The sequence below is a fragment of the Trueperella pyogenes genome, assembly GCF_001070855.1.
In the GTDB taxonomy this organism is placed as follows: Bacteria; Actinomycetota; Actinomycetes; order Actinomycetales; family Actinomycetaceae; genus Pauljensenia; species Pauljensenia pyogenes_A.
Genome location: NZ_JVLH01000014.1, coordinates 291,910 through 308,436 on the forward strand (window position 1 = coordinate 291,910; position 16,527 = coordinate 308,436).

The 16,527-nt window shown below is 55.8% G+C and carries 17 protein-coding genes and 2 tRNA genes; 16 read left to right on the forward strand and 3 right to left on the reverse strand.

Features of this window, described 5'->3' with window-relative positions; translation table 11 throughout:
* A complete protein-coding gene (locus ADG72_RS08320) occupies positions 1-690 on the forward strand; it encodes a Pr6Pr family membrane protein (RefSeq protein WP_048714301.1) in 690 nt (229 codons plus the stop codon).
* Here ADG72_RS08320 and ADG72_RS08325 read toward each other — a convergent pair.
* Entirely contained in the window at positions 673-1,383 is a 711-nt protein-coding gene (locus ADG72_RS08325) for a YggS family pyridoxal phosphate-dependent enzyme (protein ID WP_048714302.1), read from the reverse strand. The genes ADG72_RS08320 and ADG72_RS08325 overlap by 18 nt on opposite strands.
* Positions 1,384-1,514: 131 nt before the next feature.
* Here ADG72_RS08325 and ADG72_RS08330 point away from each other — a divergent pair, with 131 nt between their 5' ends.
* The 5 genes from ADG72_RS08330 (at position 1,515) to ADG72_RS08350 (ending at position 3,714) form a co-directional block, all read left to right on the forward strand.
* Entirely contained in the window at positions 1,515-1,901 is a 387-nt protein-coding gene (locus ADG72_RS08330) for a YccF domain-containing protein (RefSeq protein ID WP_048714304.1), read from the forward strand.
* A 23-nt stretch (positions 1,902-1,924) separates the two neighbouring features.
* Positions 1,925-2,437, forward strand: a complete 513-nt coding sequence (ybaK, locus tag ADG72_RS08335) for a Cys-tRNA(Pro) deacylase (protein WP_019126318.1) — start codon at positions 1,925-1,927, stop codon at positions 2,435-2,437.
* Positions 2,438-2,614: 177 nt separating this feature from the next.
* Positions 2,615-2,893 carry a type II toxin-antitoxin system RelB/DinJ family antitoxin gene (locus tag ADG72_RS08340; RefSeq protein WP_019126317.1) on the forward strand — a complete coding sequence of 93 codons (279 nt, stop codon included), beginning with the start codon at positions 2,615-2,617 and terminating at the stop codon, positions 2,891-2,893.
* Positions 2,877-3,182 (forward strand): type II toxin-antitoxin system YafQ family toxin, encoded by a 306-nt coding sequence (locus ADG72_RS08345; RefSeq protein WP_080978683.1) that lies wholly within the window; start codon positions 2,877-2,879, stop codon positions 3,180-3,182. Before ADG72_RS08340 ends, ADG72_RS08345 begins: the two co-directional genes overlap by 17 nt.
* Before the next feature lie 88 nt (positions 3,183-3,270).
* Positions 3,271-3,714: a bleomycin resistance protein gene (locus tag ADG72_RS08350; protein WP_048714306.1), complete on the forward strand. Its 444-nt coding sequence runs from the start codon at positions 3,271-3,273 to the stop codon at positions 3,712-3,714.
* 66 nt (positions 3,715-3,780) lie between these two features.
* Here ADG72_RS08350 and ADG72_RS08355 read toward each other — a convergent pair whose 3' ends face one another.
* On the reverse strand, positions 3,781-6,543 hold the full coding sequence (locus ADG72_RS08355) for a DEAD/DEAH box helicase (RefSeq protein WP_048714308.1): 2,763 nt from the start codon (positions 6,541-6,543) through the stop codon (positions 3,781-3,783).
* 130 nt (positions 6,544-6,673) lie between these two features.
* Here ADG72_RS08355 and ADG72_RS08360 point away from each other — a divergent pair, with 130 nt between their 5' ends.
* From ADG72_RS08360 to ADG72_RS08390, 7 genes are all read left to right on the forward strand, one after another.
* Complete coding sequence (locus ADG72_RS08360) at positions 6,674-8,152, forward strand: alanine/glycine:cation symporter family protein (protein ID WP_048714311.1); 1,479 nt, start codon at positions 6,674-6,676, stop codon at positions 8,150-8,152.
* Positions 8,153-8,179: 27 nt separating this feature from the next.
* Complete coding sequence (locus ADG72_RS08365) at positions 8,180-8,947, forward strand: fumarylacetoacetate hydrolase family protein (RefSeq protein ID WP_048714313.1); 768 nt, start codon at positions 8,180-8,182, stop codon at positions 8,945-8,947.
* A gap of 213 nt (positions 8,948-9,160) precedes the next feature.
* Positions 9,161-9,691, forward strand: coding sequence for a hypothetical protein (locus ADG72_RS08370; protein ID WP_048714315.1), 531 nt, complete (start codon positions 9,161-9,163; stop codon positions 9,689-9,691).
* A gap of 49 nt (positions 9,692-9,740) precedes the next feature.
* Positions 9,741-10,181, forward strand: a complete 441-nt coding sequence (locus tag ADG72_RS08375; protein ID WP_048714317.1) for a glycohydrolase toxin TNT-related protein — start codon at positions 9,741-9,743, stop codon at positions 10,179-10,181.
* Positions 10,178-10,702 (forward strand): hypothetical protein, encoded by a 525-nt coding sequence (locus tag ADG72_RS08380; RefSeq protein ID WP_048714319.1) that lies wholly within the window; start codon positions 10,178-10,180, stop codon positions 10,700-10,702. The genes ADG72_RS08375 and ADG72_RS08380 overlap by 4 nt, the downstream gene beginning before the upstream one ends.
* Before the next feature lie 201 nt (positions 10,703-10,903).
* A complete protein-coding gene (locus ADG72_RS08385) occupies positions 10,904-12,367 on the forward strand; it encodes a purine-cytosine permease family protein (RefSeq protein ID WP_048714321.1) in 1,464 nt (487 codons plus the stop codon).
* A gap of 19 nt (positions 12,368-12,386) precedes the next feature.
* On the forward strand, positions 12,387-13,190 hold the full coding sequence (locus tag ADG72_RS08390; protein ID WP_048714323.1) for a purine-nucleoside phosphorylase: 804 nt from the start codon (positions 12,387-12,389) through the stop codon (positions 13,188-13,190).
* 28 nt (positions 13,191-13,218) lie between these two features.
* Here the strand turns inward: ADG72_RS08390 and ADG72_RS08395 are convergent, their stop codons facing one another.
* Positions 13,219-14,382 carry a MalY/PatB family protein gene (locus tag ADG72_RS08395; protein ID WP_048714324.1) on the reverse strand — a complete coding sequence of 388 codons (1,164 nt, stop codon included), beginning with the start codon at positions 14,380-14,382 and terminating at the stop codon, positions 13,219-13,221.
* 212 nt (positions 14,383-14,594) lie between these two features.
* Here ADG72_RS08395 and gltX point away from each other — a divergent pair, with 212 nt between their 5' ends.
* From gltX to ADG72_RS08410, 3 genes are all read left to right on the forward strand, one after another.
* Entirely contained in the window at positions 14,595-16,103 is a 1,509-nt protein-coding gene (gene gltX / locus ADG72_RS08400) for a glutamate--tRNA ligase (RefSeq protein ID WP_034251726.1), read from the forward strand.
* A 143-nt stretch (positions 16,104-16,246) separates the two neighbouring features.
* Positions 16,247-16,321, forward strand: a tRNA-Gln gene (locus tag ADG72_RS08405).
* Between the two features lie 26 nt (positions 16,322-16,347).
* Positions 16,348-16,420: transfer RNA gene (locus ADG72_RS08410), tRNA-Glu, on the forward strand.
* The last annotated feature ends 107 nt before the right edge of the window (positions 16,421-16,527 follow it).

Below are 16,527 nucleotides of genomic sequence, written 5' to 3' on the forward strand. Positions count from 1 at the left end.
ATGACCTTAGCGACCTTTGGCCGTTGGGCCTATCTGCTTGTCGCGATTGCCGCGTGGGTGGGTGTCGTTTTCACCCTGGTTATTACCGGTGTGGATGGATATTCTCGCGAGGCCGTGGCCCGGCCCGGCATGTTCGGTGGAGCTCCCTTTGGCTGGTCCGGCTTCGGCCAGCGAATGATTGAATGCCTTTCCTATTTCACTGAGTGGTCAAATATTCTGGTCGCCATTGTCGCGACGTTGATCGTGTGGAAAGGTCCTGACATCGGTTCGTGGGGACGGGCGCTTCAATTGTGTGCGCTCATGATGATTACCGTGACGGCGATCGTCTACCACTTCTTGATTCGCCCCACTGAAGTGCTCAGTGGCTGGTCGGTGTTCACGAACCCGCTCCAGCACGTTGTTGTTCCTGCGCTCATGATTCTGGCGGCTCTAGTCTGTGGGCCAAGGGGTGGGCTAGATGCTTCGGTTGTGCTGAAAGCCTTGGTGATCCCGGTGATCTGGGTGGTCTACACCTTGATTCGAGGGGCTTTCGTCCATCAGTACCCTTACGATTTCGTAAACGTGAGCGTCCTGGGCTACCAGCAAGTCCTGATTAACATCGTTGCGATTTTGTGCGGTGCTCTGGTATTTCTTGCGGTCATTGCCGGAATTGACTGGGGTGTGGGGAAGGCTCTACCCACGCGCAACTGAGAGACGCGGACCAAAGACTGCGGTTCCCACGCGGACGATTGTTGCGCCTTCTGCGATCGCCCATTCCAGATCGTGGCTCATTCCCATGGACAGTTCCAGCTTGCTTGCTGGGATTGCAAGTTGCTGCGCGGCGGTGTTACGGAGCTCTCGCAGGAGCGCATAGCCGCGGCGAACATTCGCTTCAGTGGGGGAGTTGAGGCCGACGGTCATCAGGCCTGCGAGCCTGAGGTGCGTAGAGGTAGCGACGGCCTCGGCTATCGACGAAAAATCAGCAGGAGAGCAGCCGTGTTTGGTGTCTTCGCCCGAGACATTGACTTCGATAAATACCGGGAGTTCTGTGGTCGCTCGTGAATCGATTTTCTGTACCATCGCGACAGAATCAATCGATTCAATCGCGTCGACACAGGAGAGCGCCTGGTTGATCTTGTTGGATTGGAGCGGCCCGATCAGGTGAATCTCGGCCCCCGGGACCTCGCGGATTGCGTCTACGGTTGCTTTCACCTCTTGCACTCGGTTGTGTCCCAAGAGGATCGGCTGTCCCAGGTCGCTCAGGGTTTGGGCTGCCTCACGGCACTCATCGGGGGTGCGCGTCTTCACTGCGAGTTCCAAGGCCACGCGATCGGTGCGTCCGGCGGCTTGGCGTGCGCACTCAATTCGGTCAAGGGCCTCGGCAATCGCTGAAGGAATACTCATGGTCTCAGTGTAGCCACACGACTCAGGGGCGAATCAGGGGAAGATCAGGGCAAAAAGCGCAGCTGAACCATGCGGTGACATGGCAGACTTGATGTAACTCGAAAGTGAAGCGGAAAAGCGAAAGGATGCACATGCGCTTCTTGCTGAATGTGATTTGGTTGGTTTTTGGTGGCTTTGCGCTATTTTTGGGCTACATTTTTGCTGGTATTCTGGCTTGCATTTTCATCATCACCATCCCCGCAGGCGTCGCAAGTTTCCGCATTGCAAGCTACGTGCTGTGGCCGTTTGGGAAGCGAGTTGTTCCCATTCCTGGTGCAGGTGCGGGATCCGCATTGATGAATTTCGTGTGGTTCATCATCGCCGGGTTCTGGCTGGCGCTGGGACACATTGCGACTGCTTTTGCGCAGGCAATTACGATCATCGGTATCCCCCTTGCAATTGCCAACCTTAAGCTCATCCCGATCACCTGCTTCCCCTTCGGCAAGATGGTGATTGATGATCCCACTGCTGCGATCTGATCTCAGGTCCCTACACTGGAGGTATGGCTCGCAAGCACTCTAAAGATCACGCTTCAGGACCCACTCACGCAATTGAGGAATTGAACGAGGCCGGGGTTCCTTTTGTTGTTCACGAGTACGAGCACGATCCTTCCGCGCGTGCCTACGGTGAAGAAACCGTTGAGAAATTGGGGATCGATCCGGCAATTGCTTTCAAGACCTTGATGGTCAAGCTTGAGCCGACGGGGGAGTATGTCGTGGGTTGTGTCCCCGCGCTTGCACACCTGTCAATGAAGCTCATTGCCAAAGCTGCCGGAGCAAAGAATGCTGCGATGGCCGACCCCGCCGTCGCGCAGCGCCGCACGGGATATGTCGTTGGCGGGATTAGCCCTTTGGGGCAAACAACAAAGCATCGAATCTTTATTGATTCCTCGTGTTTGGATCATGAAACGATGCTGGTATCGGGAGGTCGCAGGGGAGTGAGTGTAGAGCTGAGCCCGCTTGACCTAGCAGAAATTGTTGGCGCCGAGGTCGTCGACCTTGCAGCCCAGGCCTAATCGTCCGGAGTGGCGCACTTTTGCATTTTCATTGCGCTCTCTGACTGATGCGATCGAACTCGGGAAAGTGTATGACACGTTTACTCTTGAATAAGGGAAGATATATGTCACATGACGTACATTGTGTTGGCGTTGTAAGATTTCTGTTGTACATCTGTTTGTCGAAGGGGCTGAGTGATGAAGACTGCAACACTCAACATGCGTGTGGACCCAAGCGTGAAAGAAGAGGCTGAACGGGTGTATGCCCAGTTTGGTATGAACCTCACCGACGCAGTAAACGTGTTTCTGCACAAATCGATCATGGAAGGTGGTTTGCCCTTCGAACTGCGCCAGCCTCGTTTCAATGCTGAAACTGAAGCTGCGATGCGTGAAGCTCGTGAAATTGCTGCCGGACGTGTCACTGCTAGTCGCTATGTGTCGGCATCGCAGGCGTTCGCTGATGTCGATGGTGAGTAAATCTCAACAAGGGCGACGGGCCCTTGTGATGACAAGTCAGTTCAAGAAGGATTTGAAGCGGGCTCGTAAACGGGGGCTTCCAATTGGGGAACTTGAAGCGGTCATCGACGCGATCCTTGAAGGCGCAGACTTGCCTCCTAAGCACCGTGACCACCTTCTGAGCGGTGATTATGCGGGGTTTCGTGAGTGTCATATTCAACCGGATTGGTTGCTGATCTACCTAGACGAACCTGAGCTTTGCGTAGTGACAGCAATTCGTACAGGTTCCCACTCAGACCTGTTTCAGTAACCTCCCTGCAAATCGCGGGAATCAAGATTGTCCAACAGGCATGACCGAGTTTGGCTTCTGCATCCGATTTACCTGATAGAGTGCAGAAATGACCTGCGAACCCGGGCTTGTTCCCGAACTTTCCGTCACCGATTATGAGGCCTCCCGGCATTTCTGGTGCGATTTGGTCGGTTTTTCTCTCCGCTATGAGCGACTCGAGGAGGGATTTGGGTACCTCGTCTTGGGCAATGCGCACCTGATGCTCGACCAGATCAACCGGGGGAGGACGTGGGAGACCGGCGCCCTTGAGCCACCGCTTGGTCGCGGGATCAACTTTGAGGTGCAGGTCGAGAATGTGGATACCGTATTGCGGCGTATCGAGAGCGCAGGGTGGCCAATCTTCGTTGAGCCTGAAGAGAAGTGGTATCGGGCAGGCGATATTGAGATCGGCGTCCGCCAGTTCTTGGTTCAGGATCCCGACGGGTACCTTCTACGTCTTCAGCAGGAGATTGGCGAGCGTCCTGTGAGGGAGAGCGCGCGTCGCAAACTATGAAGCTGCCGAGGCGGCAATTGAGAGCTATGTCGAAGCCAGAGGCCGTGCAGGTATCGAAGTAGGCACCTACCGCGCGTCGACCGTGAGCACTGTTAGAACCACCCGCTTTTCCTTGTCCGAGGCAGCCAGATCCACGAGTGCGGCAATACGCCAGTCCATATTGCCTTCAGGATCCGTGATGGTCTGAGTCGCCAGCCAGACCGAACCAGCTGGAGCTTCATCAACAGCCCGAGCAAAGGCCTCGAAACGACTGCGCTGATTAGCGTTATCCCTGACAGAGAAGGGCATCAAGGCCAAGACATCTTCGCCGCTGACCTGTTCCTCCAATGCGCATAGCGCTTGGGAACGCGCACCTTGATTGATGTCGATCCAGTCATGTTCTGCCCAGTAGCGTTCCAGGGCATGATCCCAATCATCACCTGTCCATGGCGCCACCTGAGCAAAGAGCTCGTTGTTATCTGCGGCCTGCGCAGTTGCTCGCTCGAGTTCATCGACATCATCACGACTCATCAACTCAACAAAATTAAAGAGCGTGCGACGTACGGTATTGCGGAAAGCATGACGATTTGCCGTGAAAGCAATTGCGCCGGACTCATCGGCTCCAAATGCGCGCTCAGCTCCAACGGCAGAAGAAACTCCTTCAGCCTCGACCAATTCTTCCCCGTTCATCATTGCTTCCCATTCATCCAGAAGAGAAGAATCAACGCTACGGATCAGATCAGCCAGCCACGAAATCATGGACTCAAGTTCCTCGGTCATGATTTCTTCTGGGATCACTTGGCGCATCATTCGATAGGCATCACTGAGATAGCGCAAGATAACGCCCTCTGAGCGCCCTACGTCGTAACGGGAAATGAGCTCGGTGAAGGTCATAGCGTTTTCGATCATCTCGCGAATGACAGACTTTGGTGAGAGTTCAAGATCTCCCACCCATGGGTTTGAACGCGCATAGACACTAAATGCGGGGGAGAGGAGTTCTTCCAAAGGCTTTGGCCACGAGATCTCTTCCAAGGCAGCCATGCGCTCGTCGTATTCCATGCCCTGCGCCTTCATGGACGCAACGGCCGCAGCCTTCGCCTGGTTTTCTTGCGCATACAGCAGGGGCCGGGGATCCTCAAGCACGGCCTCGACAATGGAAATCACGTCAAGAGCAAATGTCGGCGAATCGGGGTCGAGCAACTCAAATGCAGCCAAAGCGAAGGGAGAAAGCGGCTGATTGAGCGCAAAATCATCCGGCAGGTCCGCAACCAACTGCAATCTAGAGACACCCAACTCCTGAGCGCGGGAACTGGAGAGATGCTCAACAACCCCGGCTTGAAGCAGAGAAGTATATATATCTGCAAGATGACGGATATGCGGGTTAGCTGGAAGCGGCTGGTCATCATTGTGCAATGCCAAGTAGACAAGGTGCTCCGCAGGATCTCGCCCAGCATCTGCTGCGCCGCCCAACACGTTGAGAACAGTGGAGTGAGTGATCTCAAAGTGAGACTGCAATGCCTCGGGAGCAGCATCACGGAGACGCTCAAAAGTCGAACGCGACCAGGTGATCTGGCCTTCCTTCGGACCGCTGCGCTTTTTGGACGCCTTCTTCTTTGCGCGTTTTGCTTCGCGCTCATCACGAGCAGCCTCTTGAGCAGCTGTTAAACGAGCGCGCTCGCGGGCCGTCTCCACTTCGTGCTCTGGGGCCAGAACTCGGACAAAACCAACGGTATCGAAACCTGCACGCCCCGCGCGTCCCGCGATCTGATGGAATTCACGCGAACGTAGGTGACGCATCTTGCTTCCATCGAACTTCACCAAGGAGGTCAGCAATACCGTGCGAATGGGGACATTGATTCCGACTCCAAGGGTGTCAGTTCCGCAGATAACCGGGAGCAACCCCTGCTGGGTTAGGCGCTCAACGAGGCGCCTGTAGCGCGGCAGCATTCCAGCGTGGTGAACGCCAATGCCGTGGGAGAGGAGTCCGCGCAGAGTCTGCCCAAAACCTTTCGTAAACGACACTGTCGAAATCTCGCGCGAGATCTGAGAACGAATTTCGGGTGAAACCAGCTTGCGGTCCATCAATGATGAGGCCGTATCAACCGCATCTTTTTGTGAGAAATGAACGATGTAGATCGGGTGGCGCCCCTCTGACAGTAGACGCTCGACCGTGTCCTGAAGAGGGTCAACAACATAGTCGTATTCCAAGGGAACAGGGCGCTGCGCATCGGTAATTTCTACCGTCGGCCGTCCCGTGCGATCCGTCCATTGCTTGCGGAAAACAGTCGTATCTCCAAGCGTCGCGCTCATTGCAATGAACTGTGGGCGAGTGAGTTCAAGAAGAGGAACCTGCCACGCCCAGCCTCGTTGCGGATCAGCATAGAAATGGAACTCATCCATAACAATCATGTCCGCGTCGAGCGTCGGTCCTTCACGCAGGGACTGATTTGCCAGGATTTCCGCGGTACAGCAAATGATCGGAGCGTCTGAGTTCAATGAGACATCGCCCGTCACCATTCCGACATTGTCGGCGCCGAACAGCGACACCAAGTCGAAAAACTTTTCTGAGACCAGTGCTTTCAAAGGCGCCGTGTAGTACGAGCGGCCGCCATGTGCCATGGACACAAAATGCGCAGCCAAAGCAATCATTGACTTGCCAGAGCCCGTGGGCGTTGCTGCAATGACGTGGTTTCCAGACAAAATCTCAATCAAAGACTCATCTTGGTGTCGGTAGAGAGGACGCCCCGTTGATGATGCCCACGATGAAAATGCCTCATAGAGGGCATCATCGTCGGCCAGTAAACCGCGATCTTCCAGATCGTCGAGGAGTTCATTTAACGGAGCGCTCATGCTTCTATCTTCCCAGACCTCCCCGCATCTGCGTCCAGTTTGCGGCTAAAAGCGAAGAAGATTGCCCCATCGCGATAGACTTCGAGGCGCTGACCCACAACCTTGTTGAAAGTAGATAGCGGAGGAACGAATGGCGGATCTGGCACAGTCCATCCAAAACATCGCTGACTGGATAACCTTGCACCTAACCGTGTGGATCCTGATTGGCACGGGACTTTACCTCACAGTGCGATCACGATTCATGCAGATTCGTCAATTCCCCGAAATGATTCGCTCAATTTCGGGTTCTCGCGGTGGCGCAAAGGGTGGGATTTCCTCCTTCCAGGCATTCACAATCTCCTTGGCCGCACGCGTGGGCGTCGGTAACGTCTTTGGCGTGGCCGTTGCGCTGCTCATGGGCGGTCCAGGTGCGATCTTCTGGATGTGGGTTGTTGCCTTGGTCGGTATGTCGACCGCCTTTTTCGAGGCCACACTTGCGCAGATCTTCAAGGTTCGTTCGGCTGACGGAACCTTCCGCGGTGGCCCTGCCTACTACATTGCACGAGGCATGAAGAATAAGGTTTTGGCAAGCATTTTTGCTGTCATCACGGTTGTGACCTGTGCATTCGTCATCACCTCCGTGCAGTCCAACGCGATCGCCACGACTCTTCTGGGTGCGCTCAGCCCCTCGAGCCGCGAGCCTCTGCCGGGACTGGGCGGCCTTTCCAGTGCGCACCTAGTCATCGCAGCACTGCTCTTTGTCTTCTCGGCCATGGTGATTTTCGGTGGAATTAAGACCGTGGCTCGCGTGACCGAATGGATGGCACCGATCATGGCCACCGTCTACGTCATCATGGTTGCCGTGATCTGCGTGATGAACCTGCCCAAGTTCGGCGCTGTCATCGGTCAGATCTTCGCCGCAGCTTTCGCTCCGCAACCGACGCTTGCAGGCCTCGGCGGCGGGATTATCGCTGCGGTCATCAACGGCACGAAGCGCGGCCTCTTCTCCAACGAGGCCGGTCAGGGTACTGCTCCCAATGCCGCTGCAACCGCCACCGTCGCTCACCCCGTTCGTCAGGGCCTCATCCAGTCTCTGGGCGTTTTCGTTGACACGATCATCGTGTGTACCGCAACCGCTTTCGTCATCTTGATTGCTGGCGAAAAGGTCTGGTCGAACCCCGAGGCAAACCCCGCGAACCTCACGACACTTGCTGTGGCCGACCAGCTGGGGCAGTGGACCATCATGCCGATGTCGATTCTGATCTTCGTACTTGCCTACTCATCGATCATTGCGGCCTACGTCTATTCCGAAATCAATCTGTCCTTCGTCGTGAAGTCGAAGGCTGCGACTTGGACTGTTCGAGTGATCTCCGTTGCCTCGGTCGTGATCGGTTCGCTGACCACTCTGGATCTTGTATGGAATTCCGTCGATATCGCGATGGCCATTATGACCTTGACGAACCTGGTCGCCTTGATTGTCCTTGCCCCGTGGGGTCTGGGTGCTCTTCGTGACTACGAGGCCCAGCGGCGTCGCGGCATTGCAGATCCTGTCTTCGTTGCGCAGGCTAATGACCTTCTTCCGGGCGACCTTCCCGGTGATATTTGGGCTGCAGAACCCGCTTCGCGTTAGGCTACAGGCAAGACTTAGGAGGTCGCGATGCGCATTGCTCGTTTCTCGCAAGGAAGCTCTATTCACTACGGGGCTTTGGAAGATGAATCGACTCGGATTGTTGGTTTGAAGGGCGATCCTTTGTTTTCGCCGGTCGAGCCCTCTGGCCAGATCTTTGAACTGGATGAGGTTCGCTTGCTTTCTCCGGTGATCCCTCGGTCGAAAGTCATTGGTCTGGGCGGAAACTACCCGGCACCTGGCGAGCAGCGCAGTGAGGATCCGGCGCGTCCCTCCGTCTTCTTCAAGCCGAATACTGCCGTCATCGGCCCGGATGATCCGATTGTCTTTCCTTCCTGGGGACAGGAAGTCTTTTACGAGGCCGAGCTTGCCGTGGTCATCAAGACGCTGGCTAAGGATGTCAGCGTAGAGGACGCCCATTCCGTGATCTTGGGTTACACCTGCGCGAATGACTTGACCGCTGCGGATGCAGCTCGCGATGACGGGGGAGCACTTGGTCGCGCGAAGAGTTGGGATACCGCGTGCCCGCTGGGTCCGTGGATCACTGTTGGCGGGGATTTTGATCCCGACAATGCTGAAATTTCGGTCCGCATCAATGGGGAAGAACGGGGCAGTGGAAGCACCTCTCAAATGGGATATTCCGTTGCACGGATTGTTTCCTATGTGTCGGGGATCTGCACGCTTCTTCCCGGAGATGTCATCTTGACCGGTACTCCGGCCGGCGGACCGCTCAAGCACGGTGAACGCGTCGAGGTTGAGGTCGCAGGAATTGGGACGCTAACAAACCTGGCGATGTAGAAATTATTTCTACTCGTAGTTTTCTTTGGGGTGGCCGCTTAACACGGCCACCCCAAGGTTTTTGATGACCACATTGTGACGTCAAATCTGTTGAAAGTTGGTAGAGAGTCGCTCTGCGGATGTAGCGTAAAAGCATGGCAGCTTTGTCGGGTTTGAGCGGATTCAAAAGACGCTACGTTTCGGCGAAGACAAGGATGCCTGAGGAGGTGCCTAATGGACTTTGCTGATCGCCTCGCCGAGGTGCTTTATGATGCCTGGGGTATGAAGGTTACTGGGAGCTTCGCCGCTGCCGGTGGGGTCGTCTTCAATGCTGGGGTTTTTGCTGCTCCCCACGAAGAGGCCGATTACCAAGAGGGTGTCTATTCCTTCTACTACTGCGAGCGTGCCTCCAGAGGTGCTGCTCTGTTCCAGACGACTAATCGGGACGTTTTCGACCACTGTGTACTTCAATACTATGGAAATCCTCTGCGCAGTCGATACGGTTTTCCCAAATTGACACTGGGAGACAGCGCTTCGATCCATCCGGGGTGGGCAATGGTTCACACGGGTTCTTCGCTTCGACATGATTACCTTGGAATTCGCTCAGACGATGGGAACTTCTATCCATGCGAAACCAGCGATTTTCGCCTGCTTGCAGGTCTTTCTCACGTGGTTGAGTATTCGCCTTTGGATGTGTTGGAGTGTTACTTGCGTGAGGATGCTGCGCCGCTTTTATCGCAGTGGCTTTCGAAGCCCGCAGGATGACATTTTTCGTGGCATATGATGGGAAGCAGCTCATGGAAAGGTGAAATACATGGATTCAGTGATGACTCCAGAGTCTAAGGAACCGCAGGGGCCTTGGCGTTGGTTGATGGATAGTGAAGAAGTCAGTTCTTCACTGCTGCGTTCCAGCATTGAGCAGTTCACCAGCTTGGAGGCCTACACCTCTAAGTACGGCGACATGGTCGATATGATCGGCTACCCCTATCTTTCGCGCGTGTGGCAGGTTGATCCCAATGGCAAGCCCTATTCTTTTGAGCAGCGCTGCCTGGCAATCACCGATGTCCACTCGCCCTACTACGCGTATACGATTGCGAAGCTTCCCGTGTACGCGTTGATCGTGACCGGAGTGACTGCACCGAACTTTGGAATGGAAGGTGGCGCGCGGGAAGTACGTTTCATCTACGGTGGCGAACTTTTGACGGTCGCCGAGTGCGTTGAACTGGGTATCTTGAAGGGACGGTCTCTGTCATGAGTACTACCAGTCAACTGATCGAATTCGCTAAATCCTCTGGCGCTTTCTGGATGAATCGCGGCACTGGTATTGCACTGACGTGGGATAGCGGGATCTACTGGCATAACTTGTGGACCGAATACGATGATCGGGGCACTTTGCTGTACAAGTATGGTCCCAGTGAACGTTGGGAGGATCGCTCGACTTTCGTTGCTTCGCCCTTCGAGGATTGGACGGCAAAGGGCGCGATTATCCACGTGGGCGAGTTCGTACGTAGTTATCTAGGTTGGGATCCGATCATCATTCCGCAGGTTGATTCTGATCCCGTTGCTCATCCTTACGTGTATTCGCAGTTCTTTCCGTGGGTTGGAGGGCTTGAGTTGGATGGAAAAGTCCTGCCTTTAACCGTCCGCACAATGTTCCCCACCCACCGAGAACTCACTGAGTTTGCGCATATTGCACCTGTTGATTCCCAAAAATTGCTGGATGCATATATGTCTGAAGATGGTGGAATTCTGCGGAACTGGGTTCGCCATAGTTAGTTTCTCGATTTTCGAGGCCGAGGCAGCCGGGTGGACATGTTGAGTTCACCCGGCCGCTTTTTCCTCCTGCGAAGGTGTGGGCAATCCCTCGAATTAGTTTCGTGAGCACCTACCCTTCGGCTGCTTGCTTTCCCTATAGTTCATAGTGTGGATTGAACGCCACATGAACTGCGGGAAGACGAATGCAGAGGAGCATTGTTCATGAGTGAGACCACTCAGGTTTCGTCTGGTCTAAACATCGAGATGGCCGGCCTAGATGTGATCCCCGAATCCGAAAGAAAAGGCACGCCATCGTCCTTATTCATGCCTTGGTTTGCCGCTAATATCTCTGTCCTCGGTATTTCCTGGGGTTCGTGGGTGCTGGGCTTTGGCCTTTCACTCACGCAGGCGATCCTTGTGAGCGTTGTTGGCGTTGCACTCTCATTCCTTCTGTGTGGGCTGATCGCTATCGCGGGTAAGCGGGGCTCTGCACCGACCCTTGTACTCTCTCGTGCGGCATTCGGATATAACGGAAACCGTATCTCCGCAGCAATCTCCTGGATCCTCACTGTAGGGTGGGAGACCTTCCTTGCCATCATGGCGGTTCAGGCAACCGCGACCGTCATGGGAGCGCTTGGTTTCAGCAACCACCTGCTTGCACAGATCATCGCCTTGGTCGTCGTTGTTGTCCTTGCAGCAGGAGCGGGCATCCTCGGATTTGAAGCGATCATGAAGGTCCAAACGTGGATCACCTGGGCGACGGCAATCCTCACGATCGTCTACCTTCTGCTCTCGGCCTCGACAATCAACTTCACAGTTCTTTCTGCACGTCCCGCGGCTCCCTTCGCAATGCTCCTGGGTGCGATGTGCATGCTCATGGTTGGTTTTGGTTTTGGATGGATTAACGCAGCAGCGGACTATTCACGCTACCTTCCTCGCAAGGCCTCAACCGCCGGGGTCGTTGGTTGGACGACCGCAGGTGCCGCGCTGCCCGTCATTATCTTGGTGATCTTCGGTGTGCTGCTAGTTGGTTCCAACTATGACACTCTTTCTGAAGCCATCGGCAACGACCCGATCGGCGCGTTGACAACAATTCTTCCGACCTGGTTCCTGATTCCCTTTGCGATCGTTGCAATCCTTGGCCTTGTCGGTGGAATCGTTATGGATATCTATTCTTCTGGACTTTCCTTGTTGGCAACTGGCGTCCCGGTCACCCGCCCCGTGGCCACCGCAATCGACGGCACCATCATGACCATCGGAACGATCGTCGTTGTCTTCTTCGCTGATTCTTTCCTCACTCCTTTCACTGCCTTCCTCACAACCCTTGGCGTGGTCATTGCCACCTGGGGCGGCGTCATGCTTGCTGACATCGCGCTCCGTCATCAGGACTACGACGAGCCCTCACTCTTCACATCAGCGGGACGCTACGGTTCCGTTAACTGGGGAGCAATCGTCACACTGGCTGTCGGTTCCTTCGTCGGCTGGGGTTTTGTTGTCAATGCAAATGCCTCGTGGCTTGCGTGGCAGGGCTATCTCCTTGGTCCGCTCGGAGGTCGAGAGGGAGATTGGGCCGGTTCCAACATCGGAATCCTTCTTGCCCTTCTCGTAGGCTTCTGCGGATATTGGCTGACCAGTGCGCGTCGCGTTCGTGCGCAGGAAGCCACGCCTTCCCACACGCTCGGCTAACAGTTGAGGAAGGTGTGCTTTGACAGCTGATCCCCGTTTTTCTTCTGTTCTTTTTGATCCCGAGGCCACTGCCGCCGCGGAGCAGATTCGCACCCTTTGCGGGGGAGTGCCCTTCGCATTGGTCGTCTTGGGATCAGGCTTAGCTGACGCGCTAAACGACCAGTGGGGAGAGCCATTGGCCTCGCAGCCTTTGGGGTCACTTCCCGGTGTGAGCGCCCCGGTTGCGGATGGACACCGCAATGAACTTCGTGTCTACATGCGCGAATGCGGCCCCGTTCTGGTCGCAACCGGACGAACTCACCTGTATGAGGGACACGGGCCTCTTGCTGTCACCGCGCTGATCCGTGCGGCTGCGTGCGCGGGTATCCAACGCGCAATTGTGACCAATGCGAATGGATGCCTGCGCGACTGGTCCTTGGGTGATGTCATGATCATTACGGATCACATGAATCTCAGCGGTTCCTCGCCATTTGATGGGCCCCTATTTGTCGATATCTCACAGGTTTGGGACAGTGAGATGAGCAAGAGGATGCGTGAACACTGCAGTCGAGAGGGGACTTACGCCTTCCTTCGTGGGCCTGAGTATCAAACAGGTGCAGAAAGTCGAGCCTTATCACAATTGGGCGTTGATTGCGTTGGGATGTCGACCGTTCTTGAGGCAATCACCGCCCACGCACTGGGAGTGCGTGTTGCCGGTATGTCTGTTGTCTCAGACCTGTCTTTCGCTCAGGCGCAAACCGACCCGCAAGACGTTGTGGACGCCGCGCGAAAGGCATCCACAATGGTCGTTGCCGGTATCGAGGCCGCTCTGGACGCGGAGTGAACAACTGGCGCAGGCCGTGGAGAAAGGCCTAAAGAACGCCTAGAACCCGAGAAACCAATTCTTCAGTAACCTGCGGGGAACACGCCAGGTTCACACGCACCCACTTCGAGTAGCGCTCACCCAGGGTGATTCCTTCGTTCGTCGCGATGTGCGCGCGTTGGAGCAGAGTCTTGGAAGGGTTGGGGCCCAACTCTGGGTAGGCCTCGAAACCCCACCACGTCAGGTAGGTTGCCTGCGGGGGGCGGAAGTCGATCTCGGTGGGTGTCAGCGCCTCGTTAACGGTGCGGATATTGCCTTCGATGACGGAAAGGACTTCGTGCTGCCAGTCATCACCGTTTATGTAGGCCTCGATTGTGCCTAGCGCACCAATTGTTGAGGTCGAATGGGGGAGCTTCTCCTGGCACAGGCGATCCCAACGCGTGCGCAATTCTTCATCGGGAACGATGACCTGAGCATTCGGTAGCCCGGCAATATTCCAGCCCTTTGTTGCCGCAGTTGCGGTGATCGTATGTGCTGCAAATTCTGCGCCCAGCCGCGCATAGGAGGTGAAGCCTCGGCCACCCAAAACCAGAGGGGAGTGGATCTCATCCGCGAAGATCAAAGCGTCGTACTGAGACACCAGCATCTGTAAAGCCCGCATCTCGGACTCTGTTAATACGCGCCCCACGGGGTTCCACGGATTGCAGAGAATTACTAGGCCAGCCCCGGCCTCGAGACCTGCCTTAATCCCTTCGAGGTCAAGGGTCCACCCACCCGGGTATGCATCATCGTGCAATGAGGGCACGTCAATGACCGGGTGCCCTAGCGCGGGAGGAATTGTCAAGAATGGCATGTAAGCGGGGGTTGGCACGATAACCGCTGATCCGGGGCGCACCAGATACTGGATCATTACTTCCAACGCTGGAAGGACAGCGGGCGCCATGCGAATTGAGTCGACATCAAGATCCCAGCCGAAGCGCTTCTTTTGGAATTGGGCCGTGGCTTGGGCAACCTCTGGTGCAAGCCAACGGGGGTTGTAACCAAGCAAACCCTCGCGGATAGCGCGGGTCATTCGTTCCTCGACACAAGGAGCGGTACCAAAATCCATCTCTGCAACCCAAGCGCCCAAGACATCGCTGCCGTCCGCGGGCTTAACTCCCGTCCACTTCAGTGAACCAATGCGACGGAGTTCCTCAGCGCTGCAAAAATCCATGCGAAAACTTCTTTCCAAACGTGCCCAAAAAGGCAAAGTGTGTGAGCTACCTCCCAGTGTAAGGGGAGTGCTGATAATTCGGAATTCGCCTTCATGGTGTGAGCGAAGGTAACAGTGCGGTCATCCCTCAATGGGGGAGAGCCCCTGCTCAGTCCTCTCACACCCATTGAATTGACGCGAGCGCAATAAGAAGGGGGCTAAACTAGGGGATTATGAGTGTGACTACTGCAAGTGGCGCCGATGTTCGCGTCCGATTCTGCCCCTCGCCAACTGGAACCCCCCACGTGGGAATGGTCCGTACCTGCCTCTTCAACTGGGCATACGCGCGCCATACCGGAGGCACCTTCGTCTTCCGTATCGAAGACACCGATGCTGCCCGTGATTCTCAAGAATCTTTCGACCAGATTCTTGACTCGCTGAGCTGGCTGGGACTGGACTGGGATGAAGGCGTCGGTAAGGGCGGCCCGCACCCGCCGTACCGCCAGAGTGAGCGTATGGACATCTACCGCGATGTCGCCGCGAAGCTGCTTGAGGCCGGTTACGCCTACGAATCCTTCTCAACTCCAGAAGAGGTTGAGGCTCGTCACCTGGCCAAGGGGGAAGACCCCAAGCTCGGTTACGACGGTTTTGACCGCGACCTTAGTGAAGAGCAAATCGCTGCTTATCGCGCTGAAGGTCGTCAGCCAGTTCTTCGCCTGCGCATGCCCGACGAGGACATCACCTTCACCGACCTGATCCGCGGTGAGATCACCTTCAAGGCCGGCTCGGTCCCGGACTACGTGATTGTTCGCGCCAACGGCCACCCGCTGTACACGCTGGTCAACCCCGTTGATGATGCACTCATGGAGATCACCCACGTCCTGCGTGGTGAAGATCTGCTCTCATCGACCCCGCGCCAGATCGTTCTCTACCGTGCGCTGGAAGAGCTGGGCATTGCCAAGTTCATGCCTCGCTTCGGTCACCTGCCCTACGTGATGGGTGAAGGAAATAAGAAGCTGTCCAAGCGCGACCCCGAATCGAACCTGCTCCTGCACCGCGAAGCCGGAATGATTCCCGAAGGCTTGAACAACTACCTGGCCCTGCTGGGGTGGTCGATTAGCCCGGATAACGACGTCTTCTCTATGGAAGAGATGGCCGCGGCCTTCGATATCACCGATGTGAACCCGAACCCGGCACGCTTCGACCACAAGAAGTGCATCGCGATTAACGCCGAGCATATTCGTCTGCTTGCTCCGGATGATTTCCGAGGCCGTATCATCCCCTTCCTTCACCGTGAGGGATTGGTTTCGGCTGACTCCTATGAGGAGCTGACCGCTGACGAGCAGAAGATTATGCAGCACGCTTCTCCGCTCATCCAGACCCGCATCCAGTTGCTGGGTGAGGCTCCTGGAATGCTGGGCTTCCTCTTCACCGAAGACGATGCGCTTGAGCTGGATGAAAAGTCCGTATCGAAGCTCAAGGAGAATGCTCCCGAGGTTCTGGACGCGACGATTCACTACATCGAGAACTACGACGGCCCCTTCACAACCGAGGCTCTGGAGCATGCCCTCCGTGAGCTGATTGTTGAAGGTATGGATATCAAGCCTCGCGTGGCCTTTGGTCCGATTCGTGTGGCTGTCACCGGCCGCCAGGTTTCCCCGCCGCTGTTTGAGTCCATGGAGATCTTGGGCCGCGAAAGCGTGTTGAACCGTCTGCACGCTCTGCGTAACCAGCTGGGCTGAGCCTTTAACTGACGCCTGATCGCAGGTGCGTGGTGATCCAAATATGATCAGTGCCACGTGCCTGCGATTTGGCATCTGAAGCGCATTTGAGTATTCTTTTCTCTTGTCGCCGCCTTGGGTTTAGACCTAAGCGGATTGCGCCATGGGGTATGGTGTAATTGGCAGCACGAGTGATTCTGGTTCATTTAGTCTAGGTTCGAGTCCTGGTACCCCAGCCATCGCAAGACTTCTTGCGAGTTGAAAGGCCCCCATCGTCTAGCGGCCTAGGACGACGCCCTCTCACGGCGTTAACACCGGTTCAAATCCGGTTGGGGGTACAAATCCTGTTCATGCCTCGGTATGACGGGAATAGCGCACGTAGTGGCGCGCCGCCCCCATCGTCTAGCGGCCTAGGACGACGCCCTCTCACGGCGTTAACACCGGT

Excerpts from the sequence above, each read along its gene's own strand:
- ADG72_RS08355 (WP_048714308.1), bottom strand. The coding sequence starts at position 6,543 with ATGAGCGCTCCGTTAAATGAACTCCTCGACGATCTGGAAGATCGCGGT.
- ADG72_RS08365 (WP_048714313.1), top strand. The coding sequence starts at position 8,180 with ATGCGCATTGCTCGTTTCTCGCAAGGAAGCTCTATTCACTACGGGGCT.
- ybaK (WP_019126318.1), top strand. The coding sequence starts at position 1,925 with ATGGCTCGCAAGCACTCTAAAGATCACGCTTCAGGACCCACTCACGCA.
- ADG72_RS08385 (WP_048714321.1), top strand. The coding sequence starts at position 10,904 with ATGAGTGAGACCACTCAGGTTTCGTCTGGTCTAAACATCGAGATGGCC.
- ADG72_RS08360 (WP_048714311.1), top strand. The coding sequence starts at position 6,674 with ATGGCGGATCTGGCACAGTCCATCCAAAACATCGCTGACTGGATAACC.
- ADG72_RS08325 (WP_048714302.1), bottom strand. The coding sequence starts at position 1,383 with ATGAGTATTCCTTCAGCGATTGCCGAGGCCCTTGACCGAATTGAGTGC.
- ADG72_RS08380 (WP_048714319.1), top strand. The coding sequence starts at position 10,178 with ATGAGTACTACCAGTCAACTGATCGAATTCGCTAAATCCTCTGGCGCT.
- ADG72_RS08370 (WP_048714315.1), top strand. The coding sequence starts at position 9,161 with ATGGACTTTGCTGATCGCCTCGCCGAGGTGCTTTATGATGCCTGGGGT.
- ADG72_RS08330 (WP_048714304.1), top strand. The coding sequence starts at position 1,515 with ATGCGCTTCTTGCTGAATGTGATTTGGTTGGTTTTTGGTGGCTTTGCG.
- ADG72_RS08320 (WP_048714301.1), top strand. The coding sequence starts at position 1 with ATGACCTTAGCGACCTTTGGCCGTTGGGCCTATCTGCTTGTCGCGATT.
- ADG72_RS08350 (WP_048714306.1), top strand. The coding sequence starts at position 3,271 with ATGACCTGCGAACCCGGGCTTGTTCCCGAACTTTCCGTCACCGATTAT.
- ADG72_RS08375 (WP_048714317.1), top strand. The coding sequence starts at position 9,741 with ATGGATTCAGTGATGACTCCAGAGTCTAAGGAACCGCAGGGGCCTTGG.
- ADG72_RS08340 (WP_019126317.1), top strand. The coding sequence starts at position 2,615 with ATGAAGACTGCAACACTCAACATGCGTGTGGACCCAAGCGTGAAAGAA.
- ADG72_RS08395 (WP_048714324.1), bottom strand. The coding sequence starts at position 14,382 with ATGGATTTTTGCAGCGCTGAGGAACTCCGTCGCATTGGTTCACTGAAG.
- gltX (WP_034251726.1), top strand. The coding sequence starts at position 14,595 with ATGAGTGTGACTACTGCAAGTGGCGCCGATGTTCGCGTCCGATTCTGC.
- ADG72_RS08345 (WP_080978683.1), top strand. The coding sequence starts at position 2,877 with ATGTCGATGGTGAGTAAATCTCAACAAGGGCGACGGGCCCTTGTGATG.